Source organism: Flavobacterium zubiriense (assembly GCF_041729725.1).
GTDB lineage: Bacteria > Bacteroidota > Bacteroidia > Flavobacteriales > Flavobacteriaceae > Flavobacterium > Flavobacterium zubiriense.
In genome coordinates this window covers 54,171-71,374 of sequence record NZ_JBCFQL010000012.1, presented here as the reverse complement: position 1 = coordinate 71,374, position 17,204 = coordinate 54,171, and the positions used below count along the sequence as shown (strand labels likewise).

General features: G+C 33.8%; 14 protein-coding genes. 10 read left to right on the top strand and 4 right to left on the bottom strand.

The features are described 5' to 3' along the window. Positions 1–8: 8 nt before the first annotated feature. Positions 9–2,798 carry a 2-oxoglutarate dehydrogenase E1 component gene (locus AAGV28_RS11905; RefSeq protein WP_373407033.1) on the bottom strand — a complete coding sequence of 930 codons (2,790 nt, stop codon included), beginning with the start codon at positions 2,796–2,798 and terminating at the stop codon, positions 9–11. A gap of 116 nt (positions 2,799–2,914) precedes the next feature. Between AAGV28_RS11905 and AAGV28_RS11900 the strand changes: the two genes are divergently transcribed. Continuing rightward, positions 2,915–3,460 (top strand): hypothetical protein, encoded by a 546-nt coding sequence (locus AAGV28_RS11900; protein WP_373407032.1) that lies wholly within the window; start codon positions 2,915–2,917, stop codon positions 3,458–3,460. Between the two features lie 88 nt (positions 3,461–3,548). Here the strand turns inward: AAGV28_RS11900 and AAGV28_RS11895 are convergent, their stop codons facing one another. Then, positions 3,549–3,902, bottom strand: coding sequence for a hypothetical protein (locus AAGV28_RS11895; protein ID WP_373407031.1), 354 nt, complete (start codon positions 3,900–3,902; stop codon positions 3,549–3,551). Positions 3,903–4,055: 153 nt separating this feature from the next. Then, positions 4,056–5,030: a polyprenyl synthetase family protein gene (locus AAGV28_RS11890; protein ID WP_373407030.1), complete on the bottom strand. Its 975-nt coding sequence runs from the start codon at positions 5,028–5,030 to the stop codon at positions 4,056–4,058. Between the two features lie 165 nt (positions 5,031–5,195). Here AAGV28_RS11890 and AAGV28_RS11885 point away from each other — a divergent pair, with 165 nt between their 5' ends. From AAGV28_RS11885 to AAGV28_RS11850, 8 genes are all read left to right on the top strand, one after another. Continuing rightward, positions 5,196–5,768 (top strand): YceI family protein, encoded by a 573-nt coding sequence (locus tag AAGV28_RS11885; protein WP_373407029.1) that lies wholly within the window; start codon positions 5,196–5,198, stop codon positions 5,766–5,768. A gap of 31 nt (positions 5,769–5,799) precedes the next feature. Further along, positions 5,800–6,396 carry a TetR/AcrR family transcriptional regulator gene (locus AAGV28_RS11880; RefSeq protein ID WP_373407028.1) on the top strand — a complete coding sequence of 199 codons (597 nt, stop codon included), beginning with the start codon at positions 5,800–5,802 and terminating at the stop codon, positions 6,394–6,396. Further along, positions 6,396–7,736 (top strand): TolC family protein, encoded by a 1,341-nt coding sequence (locus AAGV28_RS11875; RefSeq protein ID WP_373407027.1) that lies wholly within the window; start codon positions 6,396–6,398, stop codon positions 7,734–7,736. The genes AAGV28_RS11880 and AAGV28_RS11875 overlap by 1 nt, the downstream gene beginning before the upstream one ends. Before the next feature lies 1 nt (position 7,737). Further along, the gene (locus tag AAGV28_RS11870) at positions 7,738–8,805 is read left to right on the top strand and encodes an efflux RND transporter periplasmic adaptor subunit (protein WP_373407026.1); all 1,068 of its coding nucleotides are present in this window, start codon (positions 7,738–7,740) and stop codon (positions 8,803–8,805) included. 224 nt (positions 8,806–9,029) lie between these two features. Beyond that, on the top strand, positions 9,030–12,206 hold the full coding sequence (locus AAGV28_RS11865) for an efflux RND transporter permease subunit (RefSeq protein ID WP_373407025.1): 3,177 nt from the start codon (positions 9,030–9,032) through the stop codon (positions 12,204–12,206). A gap of 197 nt (positions 12,207–12,403) precedes the next feature. Then, entirely contained in the window at positions 12,404–12,733 is a 330-nt protein-coding gene (locus AAGV28_RS11860) for a hypothetical protein (RefSeq protein ID WP_373407024.1), read from the top strand. Between the two features lie 12 nt (positions 12,734–12,745). Continuing rightward, a complete protein-coding gene (locus tag AAGV28_RS11855; protein WP_373407023.1) occupies positions 12,746–13,048 on the top strand; it encodes a hypothetical protein in 303 nt (100 codons plus the stop codon). 3 nt (positions 13,049–13,051) lie between these two features. Then, a complete protein-coding gene (locus AAGV28_RS11850) occupies positions 13,052–14,611 on the top strand; it encodes a PepSY-associated TM helix domain-containing protein (RefSeq protein ID WP_373407022.1) in 1,560 nt (519 codons plus the stop codon). A 204-nt stretch (positions 14,612–14,815) separates the two neighbouring features. On the opposite strand, the gene AAGV28_RS11845 is transcribed toward AAGV28_RS11850, so the two are convergent. Continuing rightward, entirely contained in the window at positions 14,816–15,163 is a 348-nt protein-coding gene (locus tag AAGV28_RS11845) for a toxin-antitoxin system YwqK family antitoxin (protein ID WP_373407021.1), read from the bottom strand. 236 nt (positions 15,164–15,399) lie between these two features. On the opposite strand from AAGV28_RS11845, the gene aspS reads away from it, so the two are divergent. Then, the gene (gene aspS, locus AAGV28_RS11840; RefSeq protein WP_373407020.1) at positions 15,400–17,148 is read left to right on the top strand and encodes an aspartate--tRNA ligase; all 1,749 of its coding nucleotides are present in this window, start codon (positions 15,400–15,402) and stop codon (positions 17,146–17,148) included. Positions 17,149–17,204: the final 56 nt, after the last annotated feature.

Below are 17,204 nucleotides of genomic sequence, written 5' to 3'. Positions count from 1 at the left end.
ATTTGAGTTTATCTAAATAATTTTTTATCAAATACCATTCTGATTGCATCAGCATGACGGCGTTTTGCTCTTGTGTAACTTCCCGCTGCTGGAGCTGAATAGGCTTTTAGAGAAGCTAATCTCCATTTAACCAAATCGAAATTCATTAACATAAAGCTATAAGCTCCCATGTTTTTAGGTTCTTCTTGTGCCCAAACATAATCATCTGCATTTGGATATTGAGCAATAATTGCTTTTAATTGCTCCACTGGTAATGGGAACAACTGCTCGATACGAACCACTGCAACATCTTTACGTCCGTTGTTTTCTCTTTCGGCAACAATATCATAGTAGAATTTACCTGTACAGAAAACTAATGTTTTAACGTCCGCTTTGTTTACTGTTGTATCGTCTATAGTTTCCTGGAATTCTCCACTTGTCAATTCTTCAACTGTAGAAACGCATCTTGGATCACGTAACAAACTTTTTGGAGAAAAAACAATTAATGGCTTACGGAAAGTAGTTTTCATTTGTCTTCTCAACAAGTGAAAGAAGTTAGCTGGCGTTGTACAATCGGCAACGTACATATTGTGACGTGCACATAGTTGTAAATAACGCTCCATACGTGCAGAAGAGTGCTCAGCACCTTGACCTTCGTAACCGTGTGGCAACAACATTACTAATCCGTTTTGATTGTTCCATTTGTCCTCTCCACAAGAAATGTATTGGTCAATCATAATTTGGGCTCCATTAGAGAAATCTCCAAATTGTGCTTCCCAAATTGTTAAAGCATTTGGATTAGCCAACGCATAACCGTAATCAAATCCTAATACTCCGTATTCTGACAAGAAAGAGTTAAAGATATGGAAGTTTCCTTTTTTGTTTTCGATATGATTTAATAAAACAACTTCTTCTTCTGAATCTTCTACTTTTACTACAGCATGACGGTGCGAGAAAGTTCCACGCTCTACATCCTGACCTGAAATACGAATATCAAATCCTTCTGTCAAAAGCGAACCGTAAGCTAATGTTTCAGCAGTACCCCAATCAATAGTATTGTTATCGTATCCCGTTTTTCTATCAGTAACAATCTTAGTGATTTTGTTAATGAATTTTTTGTCTGTTGGTAAACTTGAAACGGTTGAAATGATAGAATCTAAAGTTGATTTTTCAACCTTAGTATTCACCTTTTGCAACATTCCAACATTAGAAACTTGTTCAAAACCTTTCCATTCATTTTGCATAAATGGAGTGATGATAGTCAAGTCTTTTTTACGAGAAGCTTCTAAATTATGATCTAAATCGTCTTTGTATTCTTTTTCTAAAGTTTTTACCAAATTAGCATCGATAATTCCTTCAGACAATAATTTTTCAGCATACAAATCTCTTGGATTTTGATGCTTAGCAATCAATTTATACAATACTGGTTGTGTAAAACGAGGTTCATCACCTTCGTTATGACCGTATTTTCTATATCCTAATAAGTCAATAAATACGTCACGTCCAAATTGCATTCTGAAATCCAGTGCAAATTGCATCGCATGTACTACAGATTCTGCATCATCAGCATTTACATGTAATACTGGTGACAAAGTTACTTTAGCAACATCTGTACAATAAGTAGAAGAACGTGCGTCTAAGTAGTTCGTTGTAAAACCAACTTGATTATTAATTACAATATGAATAGTTCCTCCTGTTTTGTACCCATCTAATTGAGCCATTTGAATAATTTCATAAAGAATACCTTGTCCTGCAATAGCAGCATCCCCGTGAACAGCGATAGGCAATACTTTAGAAAAATCATTAGGGAAATATTTATCTTGTTTTGCTCTGGTAATTCCTTCAATAACTGCACCTACAGTTTCTAAGTGCGAAGGATTTGGAGCTAAATTGATATTGATTTTTTTACCTGATTTGGTAATTTTGTCAGCCGTAAGACCTAAGTGGTATTTTACATCACCGTCAAAATATTCCTGATCGTAATCTTTTCCGTCAAATTCAGAGAAGATATCCTGAGTCGATTTGCCAAAAATGTTAGCCAAAACGTTCAAACGACCACGATGGGCCATTCCCATTACGAATTGTTCAACTCCTTTTTCAGCAGCTCTTTCGATCAAAGCATCAAGGGCAGGGATAATTGATTCTCCTCCTTCAAGAGAAAAACGTTTTTGACCCACGTATTTAGTATGCAAGAAGTTCTCGAACGAAACCGCTTGATTTAATTTATTTAAAATTCCTTTTTTCTCATCAGCAGAAAAAGTAGGTTGGTTTTCATTAACATTCAATCTTTTTTGAATCCATTCTACAATTTCTGGTCTGCGAATATACATGTATTCGATACCAATGTGCTGGCAATAAACTGCTTTTAAGTGATTGATAATTTGCGACAAAGTAGAAGGCTGTAAACCTAATATTTTTGCTGCATCAAAAGTAGTGTTTAAGTCGGCTGAAGAAAGACCAAAGTTTTCTAAATCTAAACTTGGAGAAAAAGTTCTACGCTCTCTAACAGGATTTGTTTTAGTAAACAAATGACCTCTAGAACGGTAGCCGTCGATTAGTTTCACAACGTTAAATTCTTTGTGAAGCTGCTCTGATATTTTACTATTATCTACAGGAGTCGAAGACACTGAAGATACTGGAGCTACTTCTCTATGGTATTGAATTGGATTTTCGTCATTATACGTTTCCATTCCAAAATCAAAACCTTGAAAAAAACTTCTCCAGCTAGGCTCTACGCTATCTGGATTTACTAAATACTGATCGTATAATTGAGCGAAAAATTCGGTATGCGCTGCATTTAAAAATGAAAACCTATCCATAATGTTAGTGAATATACTTTTTGTTAAAATAGTTTGGCAAAAGTACAATAATCAACTAAATTTACTTGAAAATTAAAACACTTTTAACTATTAAAATGTTAAATACCTTACTACTTATGACAAAAAAACATGCCATGGTCTTTTCAAATTTAACATTGACCGCTTTATTCGTATTTTTTTCCTTCCAATTATCAGCTCAAAAACAGAATTCCGCCTTTGAACCCAACAATGATTTTTGGCAAAATGTACAATTTGGAGGCGGATTAGGATTAAGTTTGGGCTCTGGTTTCACCGATATTTCGGTTGCTCCAAGTGCTATTTATAATGTGAACCAATACTTCGCCGTAGGTTTAGGAGTGCAATATACCTATATCAAAGTGAGAAATTCATACAATTCAAATTTATACGGTGGAAGCTTAATTACACTATTCAATCCCATTCCTGAAATCCAACTTTTGGCAGAACTGGAACAACTGAGAGTTAATGTAAATGGAGTTGGCACAAACAATTACAGTAACAACTTTTGGAACACTGGTTTGTTTTTAGGCGCTGGTTACCGCAATGGAAATGTAACCATAGGTGCCCGTTATAATGTTTTACATGATGATAACAAAAGCGCTTACAGTGATGCGTTTATGCCTTTTGTACGGTTTTATTTTTAAGAAAGTTACTGAGGCTAAGATTCTAAGATTCTAAGATTCTAAGAGGCAACATACCTTAACAACTCAAACCCTTAGCATCTTAGAAACTTTACTTAAAATTATTCCTAAACCACACTTTTTGCCATTCTCTTTTTAAAATCAAAAAAGCAACATCTTCAGCAAGAATAACCAAATCAGAACCATCGAGTTTTTTAATTACCTCTTCTGAAACATCGATAACATAAAGCAAATTCAAATATTCGGCAAACTTATACTGAATCAATCGATAGACTTTCTCGTGCAATTGGATTTTTAGATCATCCGGAGAAATACTCAATGGAAAATCAACTCCTTCATTGGCCAAGTTGAAATCCTTATTGATTTGCTCAATTAATTTCAAATACAAAGATTCCTTTTGAGCTTCTTCAAACAACAAATCGGTATTTAACGGAGTAATATACATAATTATAATATCAAAAAATCGATAACAATTTCAAAAATCAATGGCAATGGCAAAATTCAATAGCAATAGCAATTTCAATATTCAATTACAATAACAATGAAAAAAATCAATTACATTATTGAAATTGAATATTGAAATTGATATTGATATTATTTATACTTTTCTTCCCATCAAATTCTCACCAAAAGACTTAAGAATTTGTTTCTCTTTATCACCAATACTCATTTTCTCTAAAGTTTCAAAAGCCTTAAAAGTGTATTCTTCAATGGCTTTTTGTGTAGCAGTTGCAGCTCCAGAATTGACAAAAATGGCTTTAGCCTGAGTAATTTTAGACGAGTTATTTTCTAATTGAGTCGAAAATAAATCAGCTAATTTTTGTTTATCTGCTTCGCCCGCAAACTCCATTGCTTTTAAATACAAATAGGTTTTTTTATTTTCAATAATATCACCTCCTACTTGTTTTCCAAAGGTTTTTGGATCTCCAAAAGCATCTAAATAATCGTCTTGCAACTGAAATGCTAATCCTAAATTCAAACCAAAATCATAAATTAAGTTTCCATTCTTTTTAGGAGATTTGGCAACAATAGCACCCATTTTCATAGCTGCTGCAACTAAAACCGCCGTCTTATATTCTATCATTTTTAGGTATTCCAGAATAGTTACATCCTGGCGAACTTCAAAATCCACATCCATTTGTTGACCTTCACAAACCTGCAAGGCTGTTCTACTAAACAACTTGGCTAATTTTCTAAAAATAGCAGGCTTGTAATTTTCAAAATATTGGTATGCCAAAATCAGCATGGCGTCCCCAGATAAAATAGCTGTATTAGTATCCCATTTTTCATGCACGGTAACACTACCTCTTCGCAAAGGGGCATCGTCCATAATATCATCATGAACCAAAGAAAAATTATGAAAAACCTCAACCGCCAATGCTGCTGACAAAGCTTTTCTATAAGATACACCAAAAATCTCAGCACTCATTAGCGTTAAAACAGGACGAATTCTTTTACCACCAAGTCCTAATATATAATGTATAGGTTCGTATAAATTTCTTGGCTCTTTAACTTCTAATTGGGACTGAAGGTATTCGGATAAAAATTCTTGGTATTGACTTACGGCGTGCATAAATTTAATTTTCGGGCTAATTTACAGCATTCACATTGGATTACAAACTTCGTTTGTCAATGAAATGTTAAATTATCATAAATACATTGGAAACTATTTTGGTGTTTAAAGTTTCCGTTCTATATTTGCGCCAGAATTTAACAATTAAATTCGGAGGCGCTTAAAATGAAGCACTTCAAGCAAAACAGATTGGTCGTTACAAATACAAAAAGAATTATGAAAACAAAGTGGAAAGTTAACTCAAGCCAATCTGATGTTTTAATCAGAATGAGACATTCAATAATTGCCTATTTAGACGGAAATCTAAATAATTTTCAGGGTCATGCCGATTTTAAAAACAACGAAATCCAAGATGCAACAATAGCATTTTCGTTGAATGTTAAAAACAGAGAATCAAAACTAGAGCAGTTTAGCAACTATTTAAAATTGAATGACTTTTTTGATGTCAATCAATATCCAACAATTAGTTTCAAATCAACTTCTTTTCAAAAAATTAACAAAAACATCAATTTTCTTAAAGGAGATTTAACTATCAAAAATATTACTAAAACCGTAGAACTTGATGTAGAATTGATAGAAACAGATTATTTAGATGGAGAGAAAAAAGTATCCTTTGAACTTACAGCTGATATAAACCGAAAAGATTTTGGACTTGCATCAAATTCTTTTAATACAAATAACGGATTAACAATGGGACAAGATATTAAACTGGTGGCAAACGTAGAATTTAGCATTTAATTAATGTTGCCCTTAATGAATTAAAAATAAAATGAAAGAGAAGATAATTTCTAAGGCAAGTGAAATGTTTTTAAAACTAGGTTTTAAAAGTATCACTATGGATGACATAGCGGGGGAAATGTGCATTTCTAAAAAAACAATATATAAATATTTTTGCAATAAAGAAATCCTAATTGAACAAACTGTCGATTTGATTCATCAAAAAGTTAGCGAATTGATTAACGAAGCCATTTCTAAAAACTTCAATGCCATAGAAGAAAACTTTGAAATCAGACGCATGTTTGGCGAAATGTTCAAATCGTCTGAAAGCTCTCCCATCTACCAACTCAAAAAACATTATCCTGAAATTTATCGAAATGCTTTAAAATTTCAAATCGATGAATGTGAATTTTGTTTTCGACAAAATATTCATAAAGGGATTGCTCAAAATTTATATCGAAAAGACCTCAACATAGAGTCTTACGTCAAATTTTACTATTACTTGATATTTAACATCAACGAAAACATCCAATCTGAAAGAGAAGCCTATCAGTTAGAATTAGAAGCCTTAGAATACCATACCCGAGCCATGGCAACAGCTGAAGGGATTATCGAATTAGAAAAAAATTTACTTAATATATCTCAATAATGAAACAATTACTCATACTAACAATTCTATCATTTGTAACAATTGCAAATGCACAAGAAAAAACAACACTGACACTCAAAGAAGCCATAAAATATGCGCTTGAGAACAAAGCCGATGCTAAAAAAGCACAATTAAAAATTGAAAACAGCGAATATCAAATTCAGGAAGTACGTTCTAGAGCTTTGCCTCAAATTTCAGCAAATGGAAGTCTAACTTACAACCCTATCATCCAAACAACTGTTATTGATGGTGCTGCATTTAACGCACCCGGCACAACAATTCAAGCAGCTTTTGGACAAAAATGGATTTCAACTGCAGGGGTTTCGTTAACACAAGCTTTGTTTGATCAATCGGTTTTTACGGGTTTAAAAGCAGCAAAAACAACACGTGAATTTTACCAAATTAACAATCAGTTGACCGAAGAACAAGTGATTGAAAGAGTAGCAAACAACTATTACCAAGTCTATGTTTTACGTCAAAAATTAGCATTAGCCGAAAGTAATTTGAATACAACCTCAAAGGTTCGCGATATTGTTAAAGGACAATTTGACAACGGATTAGCTAAAAAAATTGACTTAGATAGAATGACCGTAAACCTATCGAACATCAATACCCAAAAACAACAAATCATCAATGCAGTACAATTACAGGAAAATGCTTTAAAATTTTACATTGGGATGCCAATTGATGCTGAAATCAATATTCCACAATCAGAATTTGAAATAACGCCAGCCGCTTTTTCTGACACTCCAAATGTGGCTAGCAGAAGCGAATATTTAATCTTGAAAAAACAAGAAGAGTTATTGGTGCTACAAAAAAAATCAGTAATTGCAGGTTATTACCCTACTCTTTCACTTTCAGCCAGCTACAACTACATTGGTCAAGGACCACAAATGCCTTGGTTTGCAAAACCTTCAGATGGTGTTTACTGGTCTGATTTCTCTGCTATTGGATTAAACTTAAGAGTGCCTATTTTCTCCGGTTTTGGAACAAGAGCTAAAGTAAGACAAGCTGATGTAGAATTAAGAACCATCCAAGAAGACATTAAAGACACTCAATTAGGATTGAATTTAGATTATAAAAATGCTAAAACTCAAATTGAAAACAGCATCATCACGCTGCAAAATCAAAAAGAAAACATGAGACTTGCAAATGAAATCCTTAAAAATATCAACAATAATTATTTACAAGGTTTAGCATCTTTAACAGATTTGCTTGATGCTGAAAATGCTTCAACAGAAGCACAAAACAACTATACTGCTGCAATTTTAGATTACAAACTAGCAGAAATTAAACTAATAAAATCAAAAGGAGAACTAAGAACATTATTAAATAACTAAGATGAAAAAAAACATAACTATCGGAATTGTAATTATTGCTACTCTAGCTTTAATAGGATTTATTTTAATGAAGAACAAAGAAGCAAACGCAGAAAAAATTGCTATTGTTGCTGAGAAAAACGCCAGTGTTTCTGTAAAAGTGGCTACGGTTAAAACAGAAGAAATCAATTTAGATTTTGTTGCTAATGGAAGTTTTGAACCAAAACAAGAATTAACATTTGCTGCTGAAAAATCAGGAAAGGTTGTTAGAGTATTAGCTAAAGAAGGAGACCGCGTATCAGCGGGGCAAACTCTAGCAATCATGAGAGGAGATGCCATCAATGTAAGTGCTCAAGCGGCCGAAGCGGCTTACCAAAATGCAAAATCGGATTACAGTCGTTTTGACAACGCTTACAAAACAGGCGGTGTGACTAAACAGCAATTAGATCAGGCAAAAGTAGCCTTAATAAATGCTGAAGCGAACTACAAACAAGCAAAAATAAACATTGGTGACACTAGAATAAAAGCACCTATAAGCGGCATTATCAATAAAAAACTTATCGAGCCAGGCTCCATGTTAGCTGCTATGCCTCCTACACAAATGTTTGAAATTGTAAACGTGAATACTCTAAAATTAAAAGTAACAGTTAACGAATCTCAAGTAGCGAGTTTAAAAGTAGGCAACAATATCAGCGTTACAACAAGCGTATATCCTGATAAACAGTTTTCAGGTAAAATTATTTTTATTGCTGCTAAAGCAGATAATAGTTTGAATTTCCCTGTTGAAATTGAAATTTCAAACAATGCCAACAATGACTTAAAAGCGGGGATGTACGGAACTGCTGTATTCAAATCGTCTCAACAAAAACAAACTTTAACTGTTGTACCAAGAAATGCCTTTGTAGGTAGCGTAAGTAGTAACCAAGTTTTTGTAGTTGAAAATGGAATTGCAAAACTAAAAACAGTTACTGCAGGAAGAATATTGGGTGATAAAGTTGAAATTTTAGACGGCTTGTCAAATGGTGAAACAGTTATTACAACTGGTCAAATTAACTTACAAGACGGTAAAACGGTAGAGGTTATTAAGTAATTAGTAACTAGTCCTTAGTACATAGTCCTTAGTACCTAGTGAATAGTACATAGTACTCAGTACTTAGTGAATAGTACCTAGTGAAATTATCTAAAGACTAAGAACTAGGTACAACAACTAAGGACTAACAACATAGAACTAAAAACTAAAAACTAAAAACTAAGAACTAACAACTTAGAACTAAGGACAAAAAACCAAGCACTCCACAAAACATAAAAGAAAATATGAAATTAGCAGAAATATCCATAAAACGTCCCTCGTTAGTTATCGTTTTATTTACGATACTAATCCTTGGAGGAATATTCAGTTACAGCCAACTGGGCTATGAATTGATTCCTAAATTTGAGACCAATGTAATCACGGTTTCTACGGTATATCCAGGAGCTTCTCCAAGTGAGATTGAAAATACAGTCACTAAAAAGATTGAAGATGCCGTTGCTTCTTTAGAAAACATCAAAAAGATAGATTCTAAATCGTATGAAAGTCTTTCGATTGTATCGATAACATTGACATCAAATGCCAATGTTGACAATTCGATGAACGATGCACAACGAAAAATCAACGCCGTACTGAGTGACTTACCTGATGATGCCGATCCGCCTTCATTGACTAAATTCTCTTTGAGTGATTTACCAATTATGACTATTGGTGCCAATGGAAAAATGGATGAAGCCGAGTTTTATGACTTAATTGACAAAAAAATTGCTCCCGTATTATCTCGTGTTCAGGGTGTGGCACAAGTAAATATCATTGGTGGTCAGGAACGTGAAATTCAAGTTAACCTTGATGCTACCAGAATGCAAGGATATGGATTATCTGTTCCACAGGTTCAACAAATTATTTTAGCTTCAAATTTGGACTTCCCTACTGGAAACATTCAAACCCGTGAGCAAAAAATATTAATTCGTTTAGCGGGTAAATACAAAAATGTTGACGAATTAAGAAACTTAGTAATTTCGTCAAAAAACGGAATTCAAATTCGTTTACAAGACATTGCCGATGTACAAGACACGCAAAGAATTGCTGAAAAAGTAGCTCGTGTAAATCAAAAAAGCGCCATCATATTACAAATTGTGAAACAATCGGACGCTAATGCTGTTGCAGTAAGTGAGCAATTAGTACAAACCATTGCTACTCTGGAAAAGGATTACAAGATAAATGATTTAAAACTAGCTATTGCAAAAGACAGTACCGTTTTTACACTGGAAGCAGCAGACTCTGTTTTACACGATTTATTAATTGCGGTAATTCTTGTTGCGCTAGTAATGTTATTCTTCTTGCACAGTATTAGAAACTCATTGATTGTAATGGTTTCTATTCCTGCTTCGTTAATTGCTACTTTTATTGGTATTTACCTTTTAGGATACACCTTAAACTTAATGAGTTTATTAGGATTATCACTTGTTGTAGGTATTCTGGTGGATGATGCCATTGTGGTATTGGAAAACATTTACCGACACATGGAAATGGGTAAAAGCCGTATTCGTGCTTCTTATGATGGAACTGCCGAAATTGGTGGAACTGTAACTTCAATTACCTTAGTAATTGTGGTGGTATTTTTACCTATTGCTATGAGTACAGGATTAGTAGCTAACATTATTACACAGTTTTGTATGACTGTTGTAATCTCTACATTATTATCTCTTTTAGCATCTTTTACTATTATTCCTTGGTTATCTTCTCGTTTTGGAAAATTAGAACATATTGAAGGGAAAAATCTTTTTGGAAGAATCATTCTTGGTTTCGAAAAATTATTAACTCGTTTTACAAACTGGGTTACTGAAATCTTAGAATGGTCTTTGGATCATTACATCAAAACCATCTTAGTGGTATTAGTATTATTCTTTACTTCAACTGTAGGGTTAATTGGCGGTGGTTTCATTGGTGGAGAATTTTTCGCTACTTCAGACAGTGGGGAATTTTTAGTTCAAATCGAATTACCTAAAGATGCTTCGCTAGAGCAAACCAACTTTATGACTCAAAAAGCAGAAGCTTACTTGAAATCACAGGAATATGTTTATAGCCAAATTACAACAGTGGGTCAAACTTCTGAAGGAATGGGTGCTTCTCAGGCAACTTCTTACAAAGCGGAAATCAATGTAAAAATGATTGAACAATCAGAACGTACAGATGATGCCTCCGTTTATGCAGCAAAAATGAAACGCCAATTAGAAAAAATATTGGTTGGTGCCAAAGTAAAAACGGTTCCTGTAGGTATTCTTGGTACTGCCGAAGATGCTACCTTAGGGTTAATTGTTACTGGTCCAAATGTAGAAAGTGCTATGAATTTTGCCAAATTAGCCGAAGCTGAATTAAGAACAATTCCTGGAACTACTGAGATTAAATTAACCGTTGAAGATGGAAATCCTGAGGTTAACGTTCAAGTAGATCGTGATAAAATGGCGGCACTGGGATTGAATTTACAAACGGTAGGTATGACCATGCAAACGGCTTACAGCGGAAACACCGATGGTAAATTTAGAGCAGGAGAATACGAATACGACATCAACATAAAGTACAATGCTTTTGATCGAAAAAACATTACTGATGTGAGTAACCTTATCTTTATTAATGATTTAGGACAACAAATTAAATTATCTCAATTTGCTTCTATTACTGAAGGTTCTGGTCCAAGTAAATTAGAACGTAGAGACAAAACGGCTTCGGTTACTGTTCAAGGTCAAAATATTGGAGTACCAGCAGGAACTATTGTAACCCAATGGCAAGAAAAATTGGATAAACTAGAAAAACCTACAGGTGTAAGTTACATTTGGGGTGGTGATCAGGAAAACCAATCGGAAGGTTTTGGTACACTTGGAATTGCATTATTAGCCGCTATTATCTTGGTTTACTTAGTAATGGTTGGTTTGTATGACAGTTTTGCGCATCCATTTGTAGTATTGTTTGCTATTCCACTTTCATTTATTGGAGCAATGCTAGCCTTGGCTTTAACAAACAACTCATTAAACATCTTTACCATTTTAGGTATCATTATGTTGATTGGTTTAGTTTGTAAGAACGCGATTATGTTAGTCGATTATACCAATCAACGAAGAGCAGCCGGAGAATCTATCAGAACCGCATTGATTCAAGCGAATCACGCTCGTTTGCGTCCTATTTTAATGACAACTATTGCGATGGTTTTTGGTATGTTCCCAATTGCACTGGCCTCTGGAGCGGGAGCCGAATGGAAAAACGGATTAGCTTGGGTAATTATTGGTGGATTAATTTCCTCTCTATTCTTAACTCTGATTATTGTTCCTGTGATTTATGAAATCATGGAAAAATTAATTCGTAAATTCTCTAAAGGAGAAAAAGTGGATTACGAAGCTGAAATGGTTGCTGATTATGTTCACACAGAATTAAGCGAAGACGGTTTTAACCCGAAACACACGGTTTAATTATCTTAATTAAATTAATAAGCAAAGCCTGCACAATCAAATGTGCAGGCTTTGTTGGTTAATCAAAGTAACTCTCTAGTGATTTTTTAATTGAAACTAAATCTATCTCACACTTCTTATTTAGAATAAATTAAAATAATTTGTTTTATAACATTTTGCTAATTACTTTTGCGTTATCAAAAACAATTCTAAATAAGATGATTTCAATTGCAAGTTTACTCGTGTTTTTTGGTTTCTATACTTTGTACAATACCTCTCAAAAAGCATATTTATCAAATACGCTTACTGTTGAAAAATGGTTGCAAAACAATCCTAAACCTTCTAAATTAATAGGCTTGGGACTATTGATTACAGCTTATTTAATATTATTATTAGAAAAAGCAATTGGTTCAAGTGCACTAATTTATCTAATTCAAATTATGACTATAGGAAGTCTTGTTGTGATTTTAGCTCCACTAAAAATCATTAATTATAAATTGATATTAGGAATGTTTTTTCTAGTTGTTTTTTTTGAAACCTATTCTTAAAATCCCTGAAACATGCCAGCAAATCCAAAATATTTAACGCAGTCCAAATGGCAACGTTTTTCTAAAATCATCGCAGCAATTCTAGGTGGTTATTTGGTTGCTATCAGCTTTCATTTAGCCCTAGCCAGTTGGTTTAACAGAGCTGATGTAATAATAACAATGGCTTTTAGTGGTTTTATACTTTGGGTAGCCCTTATGGTAGTGGCATTCTTAGCTAAAAACGGCTGGAACATTTGGCTAATCTACTTAGGCTTAAGCCTCTTCTTTTTAGGAATATTTTTTTTAGGTCAAGCTTATAATCCGATAGCAAAATAAACAATGAACAATAGAAATTACAACATTTTTTTCCATACCCACACCGTTAGCGGCATCGTTATTAGCGTCGTTTTATATGTGATTTTTTTCGCAGGATCATTTTCTTTTTTCAAAGACGATATTACAAGTTGGGAAAAAGGAGAATCCACTTTGCAGACCAATAAAATACAATTAAATTTCGATCAGGCTCTAAAAGTACTAGACACTGCTTACGACTTGCATGGTAGAAAAATCAGTTTTTATCAACCTCAAAATGAACATAGTGTAGGCACTTCTCTAGAAGCTTCAAAAGACAGCTTAGCTTCAAAAAAAGGGAAAGAATCGCAATATTTAATTTTAAAAAATTCGACTTACAAAACGACTAGTTATGAGGAATCATATAGTCTAGGCGAATTTATTTATCGTTTGCATTTCTTAGCGCAAATTCCTTATCCTGTTGGCTACTATTTATCTGGATTTATTGCTTTGTTTTTTTTGTTTGCCATTGCAACCGGAGTGTTGCTGCATTGGAAAAAAATCATTTCCAGTTTTTATGTTTTCCGCCCAAAAGAAAAACTAAAAACATGGTGGACGGATGCACATACTTCATTAGGAATGCTGGGTTTGCCATTTCAATTTGTATATGCAGTTACTGGTGCTTTTTTTATGATTAAATTACTCATTATAGCACCTAGTGTTCAATTGCTTTACCAAGGAGACCAAGAGAAATTTTACAAGGAATTAGAATATTCGGGCACCGAATATACATTCGAAAATAAAACTTTAACCAAATCGTTCAGTATTAATGAAATGGTTGCAGCTACTAAAAAAAACTGGAAGAATTTTAATATTTCCCGTGTAGAAATTCAAAACTACGGCGATGTTAACATGCACGTACTAATAGAAGGCGAGATTGACTATGGCAAGAAATTTACTGGAATTGGCAAAATGGTTTATAAAGTTGCAACTGGCGAAGTCGTTTCGAAAAAAGATCCTATAACTCAAACTACTTATTTAGATAGCGTAAAAAACATTTTATACCGCATCCATTTTGGAGATTATGGCGGTTACGGGTTAAAAATTATCAGTTTTGTATTAGGGATATTATCGTGCTTTGTAATCATTTCGGGAGTGATGATTTGGCTGGTTGCCAGAGACAAGAAAAATATGCCAGGGAAAAAAAGACGTTTCAATGAAGGTGTGGTTCGCTTTTACTTAGCCATTTGTTTGAGTATGTTTCCTGTTACAGCCTTGACTTTTATTGTGGCTAAAATGTATTATCCATTGGGACAAGACAATACGTATGCGATATACTTTATTAGTTGGTTACTAATGAGTATCTTTTTTATTCTAAAGAAAAACAATCGTTTTACCAATCAGTTTTGTTTGCTTTCGGGAAGTATTCTTGGTTTTTTAATTCCAATTACAAATGGAATCAAAACGGGAAATTGGTTTTGGGTTTCATGCAGCAACAATCAATTTCAACCGTTTTTTGTAGATGTTTTTTGGATTATTCTATCAGCTATAACTTTATATGCTAGCTTTAAATTGAAAACGACTGCTAAACATAAAGAGCCTGTTTAAATTTATTTTTTTTTTAATAAATTTTCTTTTTCCCCGTCCCTAAAGGGTGGAAAATTTCTTAAAAATTCTTCAAAATTACATCCGCCACGGCGTAATAGGGAAATTAATTTTGATGAATTTTAAATAGGCTCAAAAAATAATGGCATCAAAAAAGGCTTTTCCAAAAATTATGGAAAAGCCTTTTTTTAATTAACAATTGTAAATTTAATCAACATTAGCAATAGCTTCTTTTTTCCAATTTTTAACAGAAGCAACTTGGTTATTAGCATAATCTACTTCACTCAAAGTAGAATTGTTCCAGAAAAACCATTTCCCTACTTTCTCTCCTTTATTGTACTCAGCAATTGCTAATTTGTTTCCTTCATTATCATAAGATGTCCATTTTCCATCCAATTTACCTTCTTTATAAAAACCTACTTGTTGTACTTTACCATTTTCATGAAAATAAGTTGCTTTTACTTTATTTCCAATGGCTTCTAACTGCGGTTTAGGTGTTTGTGCAAAAATCATTCCTGTGATTAATACTGCTCCGATAACTATATATTTTTTCATAATACAAAATTTTATGTGGTTTCTTTTATCAAAATTACATATTAATTTACATTTAAAAAACAATTTGGTAACAATTTAATAACATTAGACAAAAACTTAACATTGGAAATTAAAAACTCAGATAATTCAAAGCATTAAAAAATCAATTTTCTCAATTCAATGTACATAATTAGTTCTAAATTTGCACCCGAGTCTTTTTTTTCTGACTTATAAATCAAATAATTAAAATTTTCGAAATGTATAGAAGTCATAACTGTGGCGAGTTGAACGCCTCACATATCAACACCGAAGTTACACTTGCGGGTTGGGTTCAAAAATCGCGTGATAAAGGATTCATGAATTGGGTTGATTTAAGAGACCGTTATGGAATAACACAATTAATTTTCGACGAAAGTCGTACTGAAAAATCCGTATTCGAATTAGCAAAAACCCTTGGAAGAGAATTTGTAATTCAAGTTAGGGGAACTGTTATTGAAAGAGAAGCTAAAAACAAAAACATTCCAACGGGTGAAATCGAAATTTTAGTTACAGAACTAAACATTCTAAACGCTGCTTTAACTCCACCTTTCACCATTGAAGATGAAACGGATGGTGGTGAAGACATTCGAATGAAATATCGATATTTAGATATTAGAAGAAATCCGGTAAAAAACAGTTTGCTTTTCCGTCACAAAGTGGCAATGGAAGTACGTAAATATTTATCTGATTTGGATTTCTGCGAAGTTGAAACTCCTTATTTAATCAAATCGACTCCTGAAGGAGCAAGAGATTTTGTTGTCCCTTCTCGAATGAATGAAGGACAGTTTTATGCGTTACCACAATCGCCACAAACTTTCAAACAATTATTGATGGTAGGTGGAATGGACAAATATTTCCAAATTGTGAAATGTTTCCGTGACGAAGATTTGCGTGCAGATCGTCAGCCTGAGTTTACACAAATCGATTGTGAAATGGCTTTTGTGGAACAAGAAGATATTTTAAATATTTTTGAAGGTTTGACACGTCATTTGCTAAAAGAAATCAAAGGAATTGAAGTTGATAAATTTCCTCGCATGACGTATGAGCACGCGATGAAAACGTATGGAAATGACAAACCAGACATCCGTTTTGGAATGGAATTTGGAGAACTAAATGGATTTGCTCAGCATAAAGAATTCCCAGTTTTCAATGCTGCTGAATTGGTAGTTGGAATTGCCGTTCCAGGAGCTGGAAATTACACTCGCAAAGAAATCGATGCATTAATTGACTGGGTAAAACGCCCACAAGTAGGCGCATCAGGAATGGTGTATGTAAAATGTAATGAAGACGGTACTTTTAAGTCATCAGTAGATAAATTTTACGACCAAGAAGATTTAAACCATTGGGCAAAAGTAACAGGCGCAAAAGCCGGCGACATGATTTTTGTACTTTCGGGACCAGCAAATAAAACCAGAGCACAATTGAGTGCTTTACGAATGGAATTAGCCACTCGTTTAGGATTGCGTAACCCAGAAATATTTGCTCCACTTTGGGTAGTTGATTTCCCTTTGTTAGAATTAGACGAAGAAAGCGGTCGTTACCATGCTATGCACCATCCGTTTACTTCCCCAAAACCAGAAGACATGAAACTATTAGAAACTGAACCAGGAAAAGTTCGTGCGAATGCTTACGACATGGTTTTGAACGGAAACGAAATTGGAGGCGGCTCTATTCGTATTCACGATAAAGCAACGCAACAATTAATGTTTAAATATTTAGGTTTTAGCGAAGAAGAAGCAAAAGCACAATTTGGATTCCTGATGGATGCTTTCCAGTTTGGAGCTCCGCCACATGGTGGATTGGCTTTTGGATTGGATCGATTAGTGGCTATATTAGGAGGTCAAGAAACCATAAGAGATTTTATCGCATTCCCTAAAAACAACTCAGGTAGAGACGTGATGATTGATGCTCCATCAGCCATTGATAACGCTCAATTAAAAGAATTACACATTCAATTGGATTTATAGTAAATCTCTTTCGGTATTAAGTGAAAACACTGAATATCAATTATTTTATGAAAAAA

What these genes read in the sequence shown, in the direction of transcription:
- AAGV28_RS11865 (WP_373407025.1), top strand. Translation starts at nt 9,030, where the DNA reads ATGAAATTAGCAGAAATATCCATAAAACGTCCCTCGTTAGTTATCGTT.
- aspS (WP_373407020.1), top strand. Translation starts at nt 15,400, where the DNA reads ATGTATAGAAGTCATAACTGTGGCGAGTTGAACGCCTCACATATCAAC.
- AAGV28_RS11870 (WP_373407026.1), top strand. Translation starts at nt 7,738, where the DNA reads ATGAAAAAAAACATAACTATCGGAATTGTAATTATTGCTACTCTAGCT.
- AAGV28_RS11850 (WP_373407022.1), top strand. Translation starts at nt 13,052, where the DNA reads ATGAACAATAGAAATTACAACATTTTTTTCCATACCCACACCGTTAGC.
- AAGV28_RS11860 (WP_373407024.1), top strand. Translation starts at nt 12,404, where the DNA reads ATGATTTCAATTGCAAGTTTACTCGTGTTTTTTGGTTTCTATACTTTG.
- AAGV28_RS11895 (WP_373407031.1), bottom strand. Translation starts at nt 3,902, where the DNA reads ATGTATATTACTCCGTTAAATACCGATTTGTTGTTTGAAGAAGCTCAA.
- AAGV28_RS11875 (WP_373407027.1), top strand. Translation starts at nt 6,396, where the DNA reads ATGAAACAATTACTCATACTAACAATTCTATCATTTGTAACAATTGCA.
- AAGV28_RS11905 (WP_373407033.1), bottom strand. Translation starts at nt 2,798, where the DNA reads ATGGATAGGTTTTCATTTTTAAATGCAGCGCATACCGAATTTTTCGCT.
- AAGV28_RS11885 (WP_373407029.1), top strand. Translation starts at nt 5,196, where the DNA reads ATGAAGCACTTCAAGCAAAACAGATTGGTCGTTACAAATACAAAAAGA.
- AAGV28_RS11880 (WP_373407028.1), top strand. Translation starts at nt 5,800, where the DNA reads ATGAAAGAGAAGATAATTTCTAAGGCAAGTGAAATGTTTTTAAAACTA.
- AAGV28_RS11845 (WP_373407021.1), bottom strand. Translation starts at nt 15,163, where the DNA reads ATGAAAAAATATATAGTTATCGGAGCAGTATTAATCACAGGAATGATT.
- AAGV28_RS11855 (WP_373407023.1), top strand. Translation starts at nt 12,746, where the DNA reads ATGCCAGCAAATCCAAAATATTTAACGCAGTCCAAATGGCAACGTTTT.
- AAGV28_RS11890 (WP_373407030.1), bottom strand. Translation starts at nt 5,030, where the DNA reads ATGCACGCCGTAAGTCAATACCAAGAATTTTTATCCGAATACCTTCAG.
- AAGV28_RS11900 (WP_373407032.1), top strand. Translation starts at nt 2,915, where the DNA reads ATGACAAAAAAACATGCCATGGTCTTTTCAAATTTAACATTGACCGCT.